This is a genomic window from Streptococcus sp. GMD4S (genome assembly GCF_000296955.1).
Window position 1 is genome coordinate 1 of record NZ_AJRE01000018.1, and the last position, 18,277, is coordinate 18,277.

Genomic DNA, 18,277 nt, shown 5'->3' on the forward strand with positions numbered 1-18,277 from the left:
ACCAATGCTGACATAGCCAAGGGCAGTCGGCATGGCTGCCTGAACACCTTCCCAAAATCCTTTTTCTTTCATCCTTCTCCTCATTCTTACAAATACAGCATTCTACTACTAAGCATTCAAAACAAGCACGCTAGGGTAACTACCATCGAAATTGATCGATTGCAATATTATATTGGTTGTTCTCAGGATTATCCTCATTCTCATATTCTGTAGGATAAACATCAATCCAGAGTTCTCTCCCTTGCCCTTTCATTTTGACCTTAAATCGATAACCAACATCATACCCCACCAAAGCATCAACTTTCAAAGACTGAAAGTTTGGTAGAGCTTCGATTTCAGCTTTCATGTCTTGGGTCACTTTATAAAATATCTCTTTTTGTTGATCTTTGGAAGCCATAGGGAAATAAACCGTCGCTCCTTGTAAACGATGCGATTTTGAAAAAGTAACGGTCACTCGACCGCTGTAACTTTTCCATTTAAAGTTTTCGTAGTCATAGAAAAGGCGCCCGGTTTTATAGAGATAAGGATCTTTTGCACGCCAAGGATTGTGATAGCCTGTTTCTGTCTCTTCTACTATTTCATGAGGTTTTCCAAACACTTTTTCAAAAGATTCGAGGGGCATATTAAAAGAAACGGATTCAAACATGACCAATTGCGTCTTTTGAAACATTCGAAAAACCATTAAAGACAGCAACAATACCACTAGAGCAAGTGCCATACTCATTATTTTTGTAAATTTCATATTTCTACTATACTAAAAAACTCGGGCATTTGTCCAAGATAAAAAAAGTCAACAATTAACTGACTCTTTATTCTATGGTATAGAAGGAAAGGATTACGATGCATGCCTCCGATATTGACTAATCCCAACCCCATACTCCTTATCTTCAAGCTTTTCATGATATCCAAGTTCTGTCGAATAAACCTCGACCCAGAGATCCTCCGTTTGCCCTTGTAATTTGACTTTATATTGATAAGAATCTTGATCTAGTTCTACCATTTCAACTGTCATAGACTGATAGTCTGGTAAAGATTCAATTTCTGTTTTTATAGCCTGCGATAGTTTGTCAAGTAGTTCTTTCTGTTCCATTTTTGAAGCAACAGGAAAAGAAGCCCTCGCTTCTTCCAAGGTATGCCATTTTGAAAATGTAAAATCTGCGCGGATAGTATAGCCTTCCCATCTCATATTTTCGTAATAATAGAAAAGGCGACCTGTTTTATAGAAATACGGGTCTTCTGCACGCCAAGTATCACGATAGGCCATTTCCTCCTCTTCCACGACTTTGTCAGCTGCGACAAATGTATTTTCAAAAGATTCTACAGACATATAAAACGAAAGCGATTTAAACATGACTAACTGCGTACTAGGAAATTCCAAATTTTTAAAATTTTGGTAAGATTTTATAAATAAGATTATCACTCCAAGAGCAAGCAAACCACTGATTATTTTTGTAAATTTCATATTTCTACTATACTAAAAAACTCTATGATTGACAAACTTTGATAGAGTCGGATGCTGTGAAGGGTAAGTGACAAACCGCCATAATAAGAAAAAGACTGGGAAGCCAGCCTTATCATATGAACAAAAATTAAATCAAAGTTTCCTACTAAATGCTCTCACGAATATTCAAGAGCATGACAAATGCAGTTAGGAGTAATAGCAATAGAATAAAGCTGACCGATAGGACCCCAAAACTTGTAGCAATCGTTACAAAAACGATTGTGAATAGACTTGGTAAAACAACCGTAATCGCACCAATAGAGGATTGAACCGCTCCCATTGACTCCTCAGGTATTTGTTTAAAGACGAGTTCTTGCAATCTAGGAGAGAGTAACCCTGCGATGAAGGCATCCAAGGAGCTGAAAAGCAGAATCAAACCAAAATGAACTGTGGCAAATCCTACTAGAAGGAGTAACTGGATGACGACCGAAGCGTATAGAGCTGTTTTTATAGAAATCGTATTTTTCAGATAGCCACTTACAAGGCTTCCGACAATAAGTGCTAACAATTCTAGTGTTGATAACAAAGCGAGTGATTGACCAGTTTGTAAATTCAAAAACGGTTGGTTTCTTAAAAAAAGAGTCGAAATAGGAACAGTGACATTGATCACAGCTTGGCTGATAGATACGATAAATAAAATGAAGATCACTCTATCCATATTCCAGATCAATTTCGATGATTGGAACAAATGCTGGCAAAACGACTTTATGGAAAGACCTTCTTGATAGTTAATTGTTTTTTCAACTTTCAAAAGATCATTTTTTATCAGAAGAATACCTACAAATGCTATCAGAAACGTCAGAGCGTTGAGCAAGGAAATGAACTGAATGGAAAGAATTCCTAGTAGAACCCCTCCTAGAATATTACTGATTGTCCGAACTAAACTAACTGTTGATTGTTTAAAACCAATGGCTTCTGTAAGATGTTCTTTCCCAATGATTCTTATAAAAATAGGAGTTAGCATGGCTCCTGAAAAGTAACTCAATGTATCCGACAAGAGATTCATCAAACAAATAAAGAATACTAGCCATAAGGAAAAGGACTGCCCTGAAAGCGAAAGTGCCACTATAGAATAAAGTACAAATTTGACAAAACTAATAACCGTATACTTTAGAACACGATAATGTTGAAAATCAGCCAAAACTCCCATAAAGATTTGCAGAACTTGAGGAACAGTCTCTGAAATCGTAATGAGTAAAATTGCCAAGGGGGCAAACGAAGCATCTGCCACATAATTCAAAAAAGCAAGATAAAAAATCGTATCCCCAACCGTTGAAATCCACTGGTTGATGGTTAATTGCCTAAAATCTCTATTTTGAATAAATACTTTCATCGCAACTCCTTTTTGAGTTCAAACGGGAAGTTTTCCCCAAGGATAGACCAATAAATCCCTAGATTTCCGATTCCAAAATCAAATAATGTATCTGAACTTTCTTCACATTCAAATACCAAAATACCATTTTTATCTCTTTTGGATCTACTTAATAAAATCTCAATTACATTCTCACGTAAATTTAAATTATCCTGATAGTTTAGAGTTTGCAACAAACTGGATAAACCATGACAATAACAACTTGACTGAATAAGATTGAATTTGAAAGCAAGTTGTTGAAATCTTGAAATTATTTTTGAATACCTTTTATCATATAATAATTCAAAATAAAGTAAGATTCCTGAAGTTCCTTCGCACCACGATAGTTCTAAATTTGTAGGAGTTGCATTTAGTCTACTATATTCATTTTCTAACAGATTTTCTAACAGATTATTAAATACATTAATACTATTTTCGTAAGCTACCTTAAATTCAAATTCCGAATTATAAATTGAAATTACGTATGCAATCCCAGCTAAACCATGTGCAAAATTACATTCTTTTAAACTATTAACATTTTGTATCTCTTCTACAAAATATAAATATAACTCCTCTATTTTTTCTCTAATAAATTTCATACTATCGACATCATTGAAATTTATACAGTATTTCATAATACTCAATAAAACACCTGACTTTCCTAAAGCAAAGTCAAATACTTCAACTTTCTGATAATTACTTATCAAGTCTTTATAAATTTCTCTAGTTTTATCTATAATCAATTCTCTACTTGGATTGTTGCTGGCAAATTTTTTATAGAACTCTAATAATGCCCAAAGATATCCAGAAGAACCAAATAAAATTGAATAACCATTTAAATACCCATTTCCTTTATTTTGATTTCCTTCAGAGATAAGCCACTCGATAATTCTACCATTGTCAGAAATGTCTCTCATGTGTGATAAATAAAACAAATATCCTGATAAGCCATGTTGAAACGATACTGGACTAACAAATTCTCCAAATTCATTTGAATTTAGTATCCTACTTTCTCTATTCATATTTAATGAAAGAAGATAGTTAATAAGTGTCTCATTTTCAATTTGAAAATCGAATGAGGAATTAACTCTCTTTGAATGAAATCCTATATTTTCATCTTCAAAATCGTTTATATACTTCATCTTCTCGAATCGGTCTAACTTCTCTTGTTCACTTAAATTCAATAAATACATCAACCAGTTAAATTGCGATTTAGTTATGTTCCCAATTTCTTTCTCCATATACATACAAGACTTGATTTTATCTAAAGCAGTTATATTTAAGAAGACGTCCTCTCCTTCAAATATTAAAACATGCTCGCGCATAATCGCCAAACTCAACATTGCAAGTGCAAAATAATCCTGTTGAATGGTACAAATTTTTGAGGAACAATCAGTATTTATCATGAATTTTGTAGCAGCTCTTCTAACAGTATTATTTTTGTTTGTAAAATTTTCTAGGTCTATTAACCTAACACGACCAAAATCATCCAATATAAAGTTTGTTGGAGAAATATCCACTGCTAAATATCCTTCAGCATGAATGTCATTAATAATATCAATTATATTATTAATAATTACATTTTTTTCGATATCAATATTTTTTAAATCAAAAAAATTATATCCTGGTATAAACTTTTGCACTACGAAGTAATCTTCATTGACATAAAACTCTTCAATTAATTCTGTCGTATAGGACTTGTTCTGAAATACTTTCAAATTTGTTGCTTCATTCTTTAATTCATCAATTGCAGAGAAACCATCATCCCAACTATAAACATATGGTCGTGCATGTTTTATTATCACTTTCTGATTACTATTTTTTACTACAGCTCTGTAAACATTTCCTCTATTGGATTTTTTCAGAATACACTCGATATTATAGTGATTTAAAGGGTGATTCTCTGGAATTCCCGGGGAGGGTTTAAATAATTTATTTTTTTCCACATCAGTAAATAAATCCTTAACCCCTTCTGGCAAATACGGATAATTTAATCTCAGATCCTCTACTAATTCTCCTCTACTATTTTTCATCATGTAGACAATTTTATTTTCAGAAAAATTGTAGTTTTTAATTGCTTTAAACGCCCCATATCTATAATGTATTGGAGAATGTTCACCACATTGAAAATCTGATAAAATCCTTGGAGCTTTATAGTTTTCTAACTTTTCTTTTAGATTTAATATTATTCGTTTGGCCTGCTTCCTACTAGACGGATATATAGTGATAAACTTATTTGCAGTAGGAGAAACTTCCCTCGGAGAATTCAATTTTTTTAACTCATCCAAACAATCTAGAACTTTGTAGTTACATCTTTCCTTCTCCAGCTCTTGTGCAACAATATAAAAAATATTACAAGCGTCTTTTAGTTGACTGCTTACATGAAGTTTCCATCCCTGTGTAAGTTTATTGTTACTATACTTCACAAATAACCACCCATTTTTATGGTAAGTGTCAACTTGTATTTTATTCAGCATTGTTTGTAATCTATCCATAAATATAATAAATACATTATCTCTAAAATGAAATTAAGGATAGTTAATTAGTAATTAACTATCCTTAATTTTAACCAATTATTCTTAAAGAGCAGTAAATGAGCAAGTCCACTTACAAACTTCACGTGATACAGTAATTACTGGCTCTTCAGGTAACAATTCAAGTTCCATTAGATTATGCATTTCTTTTCTCCTTTAATTATTTTTCTTTGTAAACCACTTCTGCAACCTAGGATTTGCTTCAAATGTCTTACAAGGACAGTATAACACAGAAATTAGCTCATTTTAGAAAATCGCATATTTGATATTTTTTCTCATGGAAATTTCACATTTGCGATTTTTGTAGATTTGACTCTTTCCCTGATATAATGAAGGTACTACTCACAAGGAGGGATATAATGATGAAAAAAAGCAAAATCCAACTGATACTCCTACTTATTTTAGAGTGGGTTATTGTCATTCCTTTTCTAACTAATCGATAAGCTCTTTGTATTGCTGCAAACGCAATTCAAAAAGGGCTGTTAATTGTGGATTTTCTAATATTTGCAGAGATTGGATAAAGTGTTCAATCTCTTTTTGATTGCTCCCCTTGGTTTGAAGGAATACACTCATCTTCTTTAAAAACTGCAATGATACTTTCTCAAAAACATCATATGGCCGGAGCATACTCTCCAACTCGGCTTCAAAGATTGGGATGTAAGAGAAAAGCTTACGCTCCATGAGCTCTGAGATGATATTAAGATAACCACTTTTCATATACAATTGATTGTGTACCAACTCTTTAAATTCCTTGGATTTTTCAAGTAAAGAGGTGGATAAAAAAATCAGATCTTGATTACTTAAGAAAGGCATGGTATTGCAAAAAAGATAGAGTTCAAACCAGGTCCAAGACTCGATAGCATAGAGATAGGTGGTCAAAAACTCGCTATCCTCCTCTTCTAACGGATACCTTTTATCTAAGGAATGGATAGCATCTTTAATCACAATAGCATTCAAACGACGATAGGTCTGCGCCATCTGTTCCTGCTCAACTTCCTCTAATAGTTGCTCTAAGCCAGCCATATCTTGATGGGCAAAACGATCTACAACTTTTCGTCCAAATCGCATATGTGGGGATTCCTGATAATTATTAAGCTTGTGTCCAAACTCATCAAAGGTCACATTTATCCCTTGGATAGCTAGTATCAGTTTATCCGCAGACAGCATAGACTGTCCCAGTTCAAACTTGGATAACTGAGAAGCTGTTAGACCTTCACAAGCCACATCTGACTGCTTGAGCTTTCTCGCCAGCCGCAATTCCTTGTAAAATTCTCCCAATTCCATTCTCTCAATCATCTGGCCACCTCCTAATTTTTACATATTATATCATCATTTTTACAGCTTTGTCAAAATATTCTGACATTTTCCGGAGTAAAAAAGCCAGCCTCAAGCTGACTCTTTATTCCATAGTATCAAAGGCGAGGCTTGGTTTGGCGTTGAGGTCCAAGCCTGCAAAGTTTTCTTTATTCCACTCGCTGACGCTGGCATAGGCAATCATACCCGCGTTGTCTCCGCAAAGGCGTAGGGGAGGGATGATAACCTTGACATCTGTGATTTCAGCTGCTAGTCGTTCTCTGAGCCCTTTATTGGCAGCCACGCCACCTGCTACAACTAGAGTTTTAACAGGATATTTCTCCAAGGCCTTCTTGGTTTTGGTCATAAGAATATCCATGACCGCAGCTTGGAAGGAAGCTGACAGATCTTTCTTGGACAAGCTTTCTCCCTTTTGCTCGGCATTGTGGTGAAGATTGATAAAGGCAGACTTCAAACCTGAAAATGAAAACTCCAGATTATCTTCCTTGATCATGGCACGAGGGAAATCATACACATCCTGTCCCTGATGAGCCAACTCGTCAATCTCGCGACCTGCTGGATAAGTCAATCCCATGACACGGCCGACCTTGTCATAGGCCTCACCAACCGCATCATCCCGCGTTTCTCCAACAATCTTGTAATCCCCAGCCTCTGACACATAGACCAACTCTGTGTGCCCACCGCTGACCAAGAGAGCTAGCAAGGGAAACTCCAAAGGCTCCACACTCTGAGCCGCCATAAGGTGACCAGCCATGTGGTTAACGGGGATCATCGGAAGTCCATGAGCCCAAGCAAAAGCCTTGGCAGCTGACAAACCAACTAGCAGTGCTCCAACCAATCCAGGTCCATAAGTAACGGCAACAGCTGTCACATCCGCTTCGGTAATCCCTGCTTCTGCTAGCGCCTCCTCGATGCAGGCTGTAATAACCTCGACATGGTGACGACTAGCTACTTCTGGTACTACGCCCCCAAAACGCTTGTGACTCTCAATTTGACTCGCAATGACATTGGACAAGAGCTCGTCATCGTTTTTCAGTACGGCAACACTGGTCTCATCACAGGATGTCTCAAATGCTAAAATATATCTATCCTTCATCTATTTCTCTCTTCATGATGATGGCGTCCTCGACTGGGTCATGGTAGTAGGCCTTTCGCTCAGCGATGACCGCCATCTTTTCTTTCTTGTAAAATGCTTGCGCTCGTTGGTTTGACTTTCTGACTTCGAGGAAAATCTCCTTATCCGCTGGCAATTGAGCAAACAAGGCTGACGCAATTCCCTGACCCTGATAGCTAGGCAGTACAGCAATCTGCAAGACTTCTGCTTCAAAGAGATTCTCCTGAACGGCTAGAAAGCCAATCACTTCTGCCCCATCATAAGCTAGAGCGTACCAAGTCTGGTCTTGGGACAGGTCTGCTTGGATTTGTTCCAGTGCCCAAGGACTGACTGGGTAAACTGTTACCATAACAGCGTAGATTGCTTGAGCCAGGTCAGGCTGTCTTTGGATTCTTTTGATTTCTATCATAGACGTTTAATGTAGGACTCACCAGACTCGGTATGGTTCTTGAGCCAGTTTTCCTCAGCCTCAACACGCTTGAGATAGTTAGGAACAAAGTCATGAATGGACTGGGAAGGCAGGTCTAAACCGAGACGACCAACAGCCGCCGCGTTTGGCAAAGTTGGCTGAAGGGTAGCCTGAGGAAGAGCCACTTCAATCTGCTCCGTAAAAGCTGCTGTCTCTCCGACAAAGGTGACTGACTGGTTAGCAGCGCCAGCTATTTCCAAAACCTCTGCCAAAGGCAGATGAGCTTCCGGCCACACAGCCTGACCAGACTGGTAAAAGCCAGCATAGACATTATTGCGGCGGGCATCCATGACAGGAATGACCAAACCTTCCACCTGCTCTGGAACTAAAGCCAGCAAACTAGACACACCAACCAGCTCAATCTTGAGGGTATGGGCCAGAGTCTTGGCTGTCGCCACCGCAATTCTCAGACCTGTGTAGCTGCCCGGACCTTGAGCAACTACGATACGATCCAAATCCTTGGGTGTCCAATCCAGACTGCCCATCAAAAAATCGATGGCAGGCATGAGGGTAATACTGTGATTTTTCTTGATATTGATCATAGTCTCAGCAAGAACCTGCTTGTCCTCTAAAATGGCTAGAGAAAGAGCCTTGCTGGACGTATCAAAAGCTAATACTTTCATAACATATTCCTATCTTTTTGTCTGTTTACTATTATACTACAAAAGCTAGCGCATGGGAATTTTCTTTGTTTTGAAACAAAAGAGGCCTGCCACTTAGACAAGCAATTCTACACAAAAAATTTAAAAAAGTTATATCTTTTTTGAATAGAAAAGTGAACAAGGAAATTGAAAGGTTCTTTGTAAAAAATTTGGATCATGCATTTATGTTTCAACTCGATTTTCGATGTGAGAAATCATCGTCATAACAATAAAGATAGCACCTAAAAATAGAAAAAGTCCATCCCATCTATCAAGACGAGGTGGATTTTCTGTATATTTAGATGAATAATTGACTTTAGGCATTTAAACCAAAGTAGAAAACGAACCAGACAACATAGGTGACCAGGAGAAGAAAAATTGAATAGAGCGTCACAAAAGCAAGCTTCCAAAGGAACTTTGTTTTGCGGTGTTCCAGATGCACAAACAGGGCATTCCCCCCATAGACACAAGCTACAAAGGCTACAAACATCAAGAGGCGAACCCCTACTGCAAATTCAAACAAACTAAACATTCTTAATCCTCCTTCTGGTATTCCTTTTTTATTTAAACTGTTGACAATGTTGGTCTATCAATGTTAAAATGTAATTCAACATTGGTAGGAAAATCAGGTTGAGTCGTTGACTCTTCGGGTTGCAGTGCTATCCCTGAAACTTTGGTTTCTAAAGAACTGAAATTGCGATTGAACAATTCGCCCCCAGTGTTTGACGGCTCTTGATTTCGGTCAAGGGCTTTTCTTTGCCTCTTTAGTAAGCACTCCACTTCATGCTGTTTCTACATCGTTATACTTATAGATTGATTTCTTAGCTGAGTAAATGATAAAATGGGGTAAAGGTTGAGATTTGGTCTGACTTGGTGACAAGTCTTTCAAAAGTTGTGATTCAATCACTTCAGGTAATGGTGCTGCCCCTTAAGCTTGCTCAGAAAGATCCCTTAATTTTGTCTCAGCCTTTTTGGTTGCTCTCGAGATTTCTCAAGGGCTTTTTCTTTTTTCAAAGATATCATTCTGCCCCAACCATCTACACCAACGATTAATGAAACTAGAACTATATTCTTCCTTAAATCTACTATCTCTTTAGATTCCCCCTTTCATTATAACACCTAAGCGCTCTCCGACCAAATCCTACCTGTCTTTTTGCTCCTTCTTCCCCTCCAGACTTTCTCCATTTCCGTCTTTTACTAATTTTTCATTTTATGGTATAATTGAAATAATTGTAACGAATCAAGGTCAATCTAGACACAAAATGGAATGAAATCAAGCAAATCTCTGCTAAAAGTTTGGAATAAGCTGACCTGTAAATAGAAAGGAACTATATGATTTACAAAGTTTTTTATCAAGAAACAAAAGAACGTAGCCCACGTCGTGAAACAACACGCTCACTTTACCTAGACATCGATGCCAACTCAGAACTTGAGGGCCGTATCTCTGCTCGCCAACTTGTTGAAGAAAACCGCCCAGAGTACAACATCGAGTATATCGAACTCTTGTCTGACAAATTGCTAGATTACGAAAAAGAAACTGGCGCTTTCGAGATTACGGAGTTCTAATATGGCCTACACTCTTAAACCTGAAGAAGTCGGCGTTTTTGCCATCGGTGGTCTGGGAGAAATCGGGAAAAACACTTACGGAATTGAATACCAAGACGAGATTATCATCGTCGATGCTGGGATTAAATTCCCAGAAGATGACTTGCTCGGTATCGACTACGTTATCCCCGACTACTCTTACATCGTGGACAATATCGACCGCGTCAAGGCTGTCTTGATCACACACGGACACGAGGACCACATCGGTGGGATTCCCTTCCTGCTCAAGCAAGCAAATGTCCCTATCTACGCTGGGCCACTTGCCTTGGCTTTGATCCGTGGAAAACTCGAAGAACACGGTCTCTTACGCAACGCCAAACTTTACGAAATCAACCACAATACTGAGTTGACCTTTAAAAATCTCAAGGCAACTTTCTTTAGAACCACTCACTCTATTCCAGAACCTTTGGGAATTGTCATTCATACTCCTCAAGGGAAAATCGTCTGTACGGGTGACTTTAAGTTTGACTTTACTCCAGTTGGGGAACCTGCGGACTTGCACCGGATGGCAGCCCTTGGTGAAGAAGGCGTACTCTGCCTCCTCTCTGACTCGACAAATGCAGAAGTGCCAACCTTTACCAACTCTGAAAAGGTCGTTGGTCAGTCCATCATGAAGATTATCCAAGGCATTGAAGGACGCATCATCTTCGCATCCTTTGCCTCAAATATCTTCCGTCTCCAGCAAGCAACGGATGCTGCAGTTAAGACTGGACGCAAGATTGCTGTCTTTGGACGTTCGATGGAAAAGGCCATTGTCAACGGTATCGAGCTTGGCTACATCAAAGCTCCTAAGGGAACCTTTATCGAGCCAAATGAAATCAAAGACTATCCTGCAGGCGAGGTTCTGATCCTCTGTACAGGTAGTCAAGGCGAGCCAATGGCAGCCCTCTCTCGTATCGCTAACGGAACCCACCGTCAAGTGCAACTCCAACCCGGCGATACCGTTATCTTCTCTTCAAGTCCAATCCCTGGAAATACTACTAGCGTCAACAAGTTGATTAACATTATCTCAGAAGCTGGTGTCGAAGTCATCCACGGAAAGATTAACAATATCCACACCTCTGGACACGGTGGTCAGCAAGAGCAAAAACTCATGCTCCGCTTGATCAAGCCAAAATACTTCATGCCTGTCCATGGTGAATACCGCATGCAAAAAGTCCACGCTGGACTAGCGGTGGATACGGGTGTCGAGAAGGACAATATCTTTATCATGAGCAATGGTGATGTCCTTGCCCTTACTGCAGATTCTGCTCGTATCGCTGGGCATTTCAACGCCCAAGACATCTATGTTGATGGAAATCGTATCGGTGAAATCGGTGCAGCCGTCCTCAAAGATCGTAGAGATCTATCTGAAGATGGTGTCGTTCTAGCAGTCGCAACTGTTGACTTCAAGTCTAAAATGATCTTGTCTGGTCCAGATATTCTCAGCCGCGGCTTTGTCTACATGAGAGAATCTGGAGACTTGATTCGCCAAAGCCAGCGCATCCTCTTCAATGCAATTCGTATCGCACTGAAGAACAAAGATGCTAGCGTGCAATCTGTCAATGGCGCCATTGTCAACGCCATTCGTCCTTTCCTCTATGAAAATACCGAACGTGAACCGATTATTATCCCTATGATCCTCACACCAGATGAAGAATAATACTCTTTGATTTTCATTGAATATAAGTCAAAAAAACAGCCCCGTCTTCGGAGCTGTTTTTTCTATGCTTTCTTTTGAGATTGAAACTCAATAAAAATCGAAATCAGACTAGAAGGCTAGGCGAAAGCATAACTTAAGTTAGGTGAGCTGAAGCCGACGACGTATCATTTTGATTTTTGAAGAGTTTTAGAAATACTACGATTTTTACCTTCCAGATACACCATCAAAATAGAAATATCTGCTGGATTTACTCCCGAAATACGGCTTGCTTGGCCGATGGTTTCTGGATTGATGAGTTTGAACTTCTGGCGAGCTTCTGTTGCGATGGAATCAATATCATCCCAGTCAATATTGGCTGGAATGCGTTTTTCTTCCATGCGTTTCATCTTGGCAACCTGGTCCATAGCTTTGGAAATATATCCTTCGTACTTGATTTCTGTTTCAATTAATTCGATAATCTTGTCATCCAAATCCTCAGCAGCTGGCCCGATGAAGGCCACTACATCTTGGTAAGAAACTTCTGGTCGACGGAGAAATTCTTTGGCTGTCACTGCATCTGTCAACGGCTTGAAGCCCATCTCCTCAACCTTGGCATTGGTTTCTTTGACCGGCTTTAGTTTGATACTGTCTAGACGCTTCATCTCATTGTCAAATTGATTTTTCTTGATTTCAAAGCGAGCCCAACGTTCATCATCCACAAGGCCAATCTCGCGTCCCATCTCGGTCAAACGCATATCTGCATTGTCATGACGGAGGATGAGACGGTATTCAGCTCGACTGGTCAAGAGACGGTAAGGTTCAATGGTGCCCTTGGTCACCAAGTCGTCAATCATGACCCCGATATAACCGTCACTGCGCTTCAAAATCAATTCAGGCTTGCCTTGGATTTTCAGAGCCGCATTAATACCCGCGATAATCCCTTGGCCAGCAGCTTCTTCGTAACCAGATGTACCATTTGTCTGACCAGCTGTGAAAAGTCCTGAGATTTTCTTGGTTTCTAGTGTCGCACGCAACTGATGAGGCAAGACCATGTCATACTCAATGGCATAACCAGTTCGCATCATCTCAGCATTTTCCAAACCTTTGATGGAATGAACCAAGTCACGTTGGACATCCTCAGGCAGACTGGTTGAAAGTCCTTGGACATAAACTTCCTCTGTATTGCGCCCTTCTGGCTCTAGGAAGAGTTGGTGGCGTTCCTTGTCCGCAAAGCGTACAATCTTGTCCTCAATCGATGGACAGTAACGAGGCCCAACTCCCTTGACCACACCTGTGAACATAGGCGCACGGTGGAGGTTGTTTTGGATAATCTCATGACTGGTACCGTTGGTGTAGGTCAACCAGCATGGCACCTGGTCCTTGACATAGTCCTCATCACGTGAAGTGTAGGAGAAGTGATTTGGCGCTTCATCTCCTGGCTGAATCTCTGTCACATCGTAATTGATAGAGGAAGCCTTGACACGTGGAGGCGTTCCTGTCTTGAAACGACCAATTTCGAGTCCCAGTTCCTTGAGATTGTCAGCAAGGTTAATCGAAGCCAGACTGTGGTTAGGACCTGACGAATACTTGAGGTCTCCGATGATGATTTCCCCACGGAGTGCAGTCCCTGTCGTCACGATAACAGCCTTAGCAGCATATTCTTGATGGGTAGCTGTACGCACACCGACAACCTTACCATCTTCCACCAAAATCTCATCAATCATGGTTTGACGAAGGGTGAGATTCTCTTGATTTTCAACTGTCTTGCGCATCTCCTTAGAGTAAAGCTCCTTGTCAGCCTGCGCACGAAGGGCACGGACAGCTGGACCTTTCCCAGTGTTGAGCATCTTCATCTGGATGTAGGTCTTGTCAATGGTTTTAGCCATTTCACCACCAAGGGCATCCACTTCACGCACGACAATCCCCTTGGCAGAGCCACCGATAGAAGGATTACAAGGCATGAAAGCCAGCATTTCAATGTTGATGGTCGCAAGCAAGACCTTACAGCCCATACGGCTGGCTGCTAGAGATGCTTCTACCCCCGCGTGCCCCGCACCAATTACAATAATATCGTATTCTTCCGTAAAATTATAAGTCATTTTCTCTCCTATTCCTCAAGATGAATGTGTTTTAGTTGGCCGTTCCATTCTGGTAGGGCTGTTTTTAAAAAGGCTGGAACTAGCTGGAACTCCTCAAGTTTATCCAAGTCAATCCACTCACAGGGTTGCTTTTTCTCATCTTCTTGCATGGTCAATGGGGCGTCCTCAAGCAAGTCCACTAGATAATGAAACTCGATGTTGTGATAGGAAACACCGTCCTGTTCAAAACGATTTTCAACCACGAAAGCTAGCTGCCCAGCTTGAGCTTTGACACCTAGTTCTTCCTTCACTTCACGGACTACCGCGTCTTCCGTACTTTCATTGACTTGAATCGCACCGCCGATAGTGTAATATTTACCCTTGTCTTTAGTAACTAGGAGCTTGCCATTTTGGAGAATCAAGGCTGCCGCCCGAACACCAAAGACCGTGTCTCCCACTGTTGTCCGAAAGTCTTGTTGAGTCATTTTTGTCCTTTCCCTTAAACGACACAAAAACAGTCAAAACTCGTAAGAAGTGCAGGGCAAAAAAGCCTGCAACATCCATGAGCTTTGACCATCATTTCTATTGCTTTTATTATTGTAGCAAATTGAGAAAATTTGTCAATCTAAATGTACTGACAAACTTGTCCATCGCGGTAGGCATTGTCAATCAAACCGCCACCTAGACACTCTTCGCCATCATAAAAGACAACTGCCTGTCCTGGTGTGATGGCGCGTTGCGGTTCCGCAAAGATAACTTCTGCCTTGTCTCCTTTGACATGTACTGTCACCTTAGAATCAGGCTGACGGTAGCGGAATTTAGCCGTACATTCTAGTGTAAATTCCTCTGGCATGTTACGAGTAAAGTGGACTTGACTGGCTTCTAGGCTTGTTGACATAAGCGAGTCATGGTAGAATCCTTGGCCTACATAGAGGATATTCTTGCTTAGGTCTTTTCCGACAACGAACCACGGTGCATTGTCACCGCCGTGTTGGCCTCCAATACCGAGTCCGCCACGCTGACCAATCGTATAATACATCAGACCTGCATGCTCACCCATATCGCGTCCATCCACAGTCATCATGCGACCAGGCTGAGCTGGTAGGTAGTTACTGAGAAAGTTTTTAAAGTTCTTTTCTCCGATAAAACAAATCCCTGTCGAGTCTTTCTTCTTAGCAGTCGCAAGTCCTGCTTCTTCTGCGAGTCTGCGAACTTCAGGCTTTTCCAAATGTCCCAATGGGAACATGGTTTTTTGGAGTTGTTCTTGCGAAAGTTGACTGAGGAAATAGGTCTGGTCCTTGCCATTGTCCACGCCACGAAGCATGTGAACAGTGCCATCCTCATCACGCACCACTCGAGCATAATGCCCAGTCGCTACATAGTCTGCACCCAAGGTCATAGCATAGTCCAAAAAGGCCTTGAACTTGATTTCCTTGTTACACATAACATCTGGATTTGGCGTGCGCCCTGCACGGTATTCCGCTAGGAAATACTCAAAGACGCGGTCCCAGTACTCTTTTTCAAAATTGACAGAGTAGTAAGGAATGCCGATCTGGTCTGCCACCGCAGCCACATCCTTGTAATCTTCGGTCGCCGTACAGACGCCGTTTTCATCTGTGTCATCCCAGTTCTTCATGAAGATACCGATCACATCGTAGCCCTGCTCCTTGAGCAAGAGAGCCGTCACCGACGAATCAACACCACCACTCATCCCCACAACAACACGTGTTTTAGAGTTATCACTCATGGTAAGTCTCCCATCTATTCGTTTATTCATACCCTCAAAATTCTATTTACTATGACTTTCAATAGAATTTCTTCGAGTATAGTCTTTTCGTTTGCTTTTAGGAGTAAAATGGTCTGGGAGACCATTTTAGCCTATCATCTTAAAATGAAAATATGATAGGCAACGAGTCGCAGGCATATCTCGAGTTCGCTCAATCAGTCTGGGAGACTGATTGAGGTTATAAATCAGACAAGCTCAGCTTGCATCTCATTTCGAGTTAACGACGTAATAAAAGATAAACGAAATGACCAGTTCACGATTGAAGGTCGTGTGTGCTTTAACGATTGAAGGTCGCTTGAGCAGTATTCATTATAACACGCTTGGTTGGAGAAGACAAGAAAGAGGCTGATAAATCATCTCAACCTCTCTTTCTTCCTTTGCAAACGAATCAATTTTCCCCTTTAAGTTCTTTCTTCGCTTGTTCTATCTGGTATTTCACTTGCTCAAAGCCGGTTCCTCCTAAGGAATTCCGTCTCTGAACAGCGGTTTCTGGGCGCAAGTAGATATAAATATCCTCTTCAATCAAGGGATGGTAGACTTGCAACTCCTCCAAATCCCAATCTTGAATATTTTTACCATGCTTGATAGAGTCTAGAACCAATTTCCCTACTATTTCATGCGCTTCTCTAAAGGGAAGACCTTTTTCAGCCAAATAATCTGCCAGTTCGGTCGCATTCGAAAAATCATTCTCTGTAGATTGCTGCATTTTGGCCTTATTAACCTGCATGCTCGATAGCATACCTGCCAGCACATCCAGAGAATTTAAAATCGTTTCTACTGTATCAAACATGACTTCCTTGTCCTCTTGCAAATCCTTATTATAGGCCAGAGGCAAAGACTTCATGACGGTCAATAGTCCAAGCAAGTGCCCGTAAACCCGTCCTGTCTTCCCTCGAATCAATTCCGCCATATCAGGATTTTTCTTCTGGGGCATGATAGACGAACCCGTTGAAAAGCTATCAGACAAGCTAATGTACTGATACTCAAAACTGCACCAATTGATGATTTCCTCACAAAAACGGCTCATATGCATCATCAAAATGCTGGCATTTGACAGAAATTCTAAGATAAAATCACGGTCACTCACTGCGTCCAAGGAATTGGTATAGGGTTGTTGGAAGCCCAATAAATCACTCGATAATTGACGATTGATTGGAAATGTTGTCCCCGCCAAAGCAGCCGCACCCAGGGGAGACAGGTCCGTATGTTTCAAGTTAAATGCAAAACGCTCGCTGTCCCTTTGAAACATATTGTAATAAGCCATGAGATGGTGGGCAAGACTAATCGGTTGGGCGTGCTGCAAATGGGTATAGCCTGGCATGATGGTTTCCACATGTTTTTCAGCCAAATCCAGCAAAACACTGTTCAGATTCGCCAACTTATCCAAGACATGCCCAAGCTGCTCCTTTAGATATAAGTGCATATCCGTTGCGACTTGGTCATTCCGAGAACGGGCCGTGTGTAGTTTCCCAGCCAGAGGACCGATTTTCTCTGTCAGCAACACTTCCATATTCATATGAATATCTTCATTTGCAATATCAAAATGAAGCTCTCCCGCCTCTAAATCTCGCAACAAAGCTTGCAGACCATCTTGGATCTGCTCTGCCTCTTCCAAACTTAAAATACCAGTCTGTCCTAGCATTTGAACATGAGCTAGGGAACCCATCAAATCAAATTTTGCCAGCTGGTGGTCAAAGGAAATACTCGCACCGAACTGTTCTACCCACTCTTCCACAGTGCCTTCAAATCGACCACCCCATAATTTTGTATTTTTCGACATATTCTGTCGTCCCTTTCTATCGCGTCACTACTCAACATTTTTCTGAACTTCTGAATAAACCTTAGTCGGAAGCCCCCAAAGCTTGATAAAACCAACAGCCGCATCTTGGTCAAAAGTATCCGCACTAGTATAAGTCGCCAAATTTTCATCGTAAAGAGAATTTGGAGATTTCCGAGCCACTACCTGGGCGTTCCCCTTGTAGAGTTTAACTTTTGCAGTTCCATTGACAACTTTCTGTGTCTCCTTGATATAGGCAATCAAAGCCTGAGTTGCTGGGCTAAACCACAAGGCATTATAGATGAGATTGGACAACTCATTTTCGATAATAGGTTTGAAATGAGCCACTTCTCTCACAAGAGTCAAGTCCTCAATCTCCTTATGAGCTGCCAATAAAGTCACAGCACCTGGGCACTCATAAATCTCTCTTGACTTAATACCGACTAGGCGATTTTCCACATGGTCAATACGACCAACACCGTGTTT

The 18,277-nt window shown here is 40.6% G+C and carries 15 protein-coding genes and 2 pseudogenes; 2 read left to right on the forward strand and 15 right to left on the reverse strand.

All coding sequences use genetic code 11. The features are described from left to right. From GMD4S_RS13270 to GMD4S_RS00325, 10 genes and pseudogenes are all read right to left on the reverse strand, one after another. Positions 1-72: pseudogene (locus GMD4S_RS13270) on the reverse strand (AzlC family ABC transporter permease); the annotation flags it as partial. A 67-nt stretch (positions 73-139) separates the two neighbouring features. Next, positions 140-742 carry a hypothetical protein gene (locus GMD4S_RS00285; protein ID WP_025172956.1) on the reverse strand — a complete coding sequence of 201 codons (603 nt, stop codon included), beginning with the start codon at positions 740-742 and terminating at the stop codon, positions 140-142. 93 nt (positions 743-835) lie between these two features. Further along, positions 836-1,462 carry a hypothetical protein gene (locus GMD4S_RS00290; protein WP_000673205.1) on the reverse strand — a complete coding sequence of 209 codons (627 nt, stop codon included), beginning with the start codon at positions 1,460-1,462 and terminating at the stop codon, positions 836-838. A 145-nt stretch (positions 1,463-1,607) separates the two neighbouring features. Continuing rightward, on the reverse strand, positions 1,608-2,834 hold the full coding sequence (locus GMD4S_RS00295) for an MFS transporter (RefSeq protein ID WP_000862377.1): 1,227 nt from the start codon (positions 2,832-2,834) through the stop codon (positions 1,608-1,610). Next, positions 2,831-5,347 (reverse strand): class III lanthionine synthetase LanKC N-terminal domain-containing protein, encoded by a 2,517-nt coding sequence (locus tag GMD4S_RS00300; protein WP_000375504.1) that lies wholly within the window; start codon positions 5,345-5,347, stop codon positions 2,831-2,833. The genes GMD4S_RS00295 and GMD4S_RS00300 overlap by 4 nt, the downstream gene beginning before the upstream one ends. A 471-nt stretch (positions 5,348-5,818) precedes the next feature. Continuing rightward, a complete protein-coding gene (locus tag GMD4S_RS00305) occupies positions 5,819-6,682 on the reverse strand; it encodes an Rgg/GadR/MutR family transcriptional regulator (protein ID WP_000572854.1) in 864 nt (287 codons plus the stop codon). 103 nt (positions 6,683-6,785) lie between these two features. Continuing rightward, positions 6,786-7,796, reverse strand: coding sequence for a tRNA (adenosine(37)-N6)-threonylcarbamoyltransferase complex transferase subunit TsaD (gene tsaD, locus GMD4S_RS00310; protein ID WP_000655027.1), 1,011 nt, complete (start codon positions 7,794-7,796; stop codon positions 6,786-6,788). Next, positions 7,786-8,223, reverse strand: coding sequence for a ribosomal protein S18-alanine N-acetyltransferase (gene rimI / locus GMD4S_RS00315; protein WP_000569857.1), 438 nt, complete (start codon positions 8,221-8,223; stop codon positions 7,786-7,788). The genes tsaD and rimI overlap by 11 nt, the downstream gene beginning before the upstream one ends. Continuing rightward, the gene (gene tsaB, locus GMD4S_RS00320) at positions 8,220-8,906 is read right to left on the reverse strand and encodes a tRNA (adenosine(37)-N6)-threonylcarbamoyltransferase complex dimerization subunit type 1 TsaB (protein ID WP_000865683.1); all 687 of its coding nucleotides are present in this window, start codon (positions 8,904-8,906) and stop codon (positions 8,220-8,222) included. Before tsaB ends, rimI begins: the two co-directional genes overlap by 4 nt. A 334-nt stretch (positions 8,907-9,240) precedes the next feature. Further along, on the reverse strand, positions 9,241-9,456 hold the full coding sequence (locus GMD4S_RS00325) for a hypothetical protein (protein WP_000492027.1): 216 nt from the start codon (positions 9,454-9,456) through the stop codon (positions 9,241-9,243). Between the two features lie 800 nt (positions 9,457-10,256). On the opposite strand from GMD4S_RS00325, the gene GMD4S_RS00330 reads away from it, so the two are divergent. Together GMD4S_RS00330 and rnjA are read left to right on the forward strand one after the other, a co-directional pair. Beyond that, positions 10,257-10,490, forward strand: coding sequence for a DNA-dependent RNA polymerase subunit epsilon (locus GMD4S_RS00330; RefSeq protein ID WP_000639583.1), 234 nt, complete (start codon positions 10,257-10,259; stop codon positions 10,488-10,490). Between the two features lies 1 nt (position 10,491). Then, positions 10,492-12,171, forward strand: a complete 1,680-nt coding sequence (gene rnjA / locus GMD4S_RS00335; RefSeq protein WP_000331965.1) for a ribonuclease J1 — start codon at positions 10,492-10,494, stop codon at positions 12,169-12,171. 164 nt (positions 12,172-12,335) lie between these two features. Here the strand turns inward: rnjA and mnmG are convergent, their stop codons facing one another. From mnmG to GMD4S_RS00360, 5 genes and pseudogenes are all read right to left on the reverse strand, one after another. Then, complete coding sequence (mnmG, locus tag GMD4S_RS00340) at positions 12,336-14,249, reverse strand: tRNA uridine-5-carboxymethylaminomethyl(34) synthesis enzyme MnmG (RefSeq protein ID WP_000221904.1); 1,914 nt, start codon at positions 14,247-14,249, stop codon at positions 12,336-12,338. An 8-nt stretch (positions 14,250-14,257) separates the two neighbouring features. Beyond that, a complete protein-coding gene (locus GMD4S_RS00345) occupies positions 14,258-14,713 on the reverse strand; it encodes an NUDIX hydrolase (protein WP_000193659.1) in 456 nt (151 codons plus the stop codon). Positions 14,714-14,853: 140 nt separating this feature from the next. After that, a complete protein-coding gene (mnmA, locus tag GMD4S_RS00350) occupies positions 14,854-15,975 on the reverse strand; it encodes a tRNA 2-thiouridine(34) synthase MnmA (protein ID WP_001282959.1) in 1,122 nt (373 codons plus the stop codon). Between the two features lie 427 nt (positions 15,976-16,402). Continuing rightward, complete coding sequence (argH, locus tag GMD4S_RS00355; protein WP_000042249.1) at positions 16,403-17,794, reverse strand: argininosuccinate lyase; 1,392 nt, start codon at positions 17,792-17,794, stop codon at positions 16,403-16,405. Between the two features lie 27 nt (positions 17,795-17,821). Continuing rightward, positions 17,822-18,277, reverse strand: a pseudogene (locus GMD4S_RS00360) (argininosuccinate synthase domain-containing protein); the annotation flags it as partial.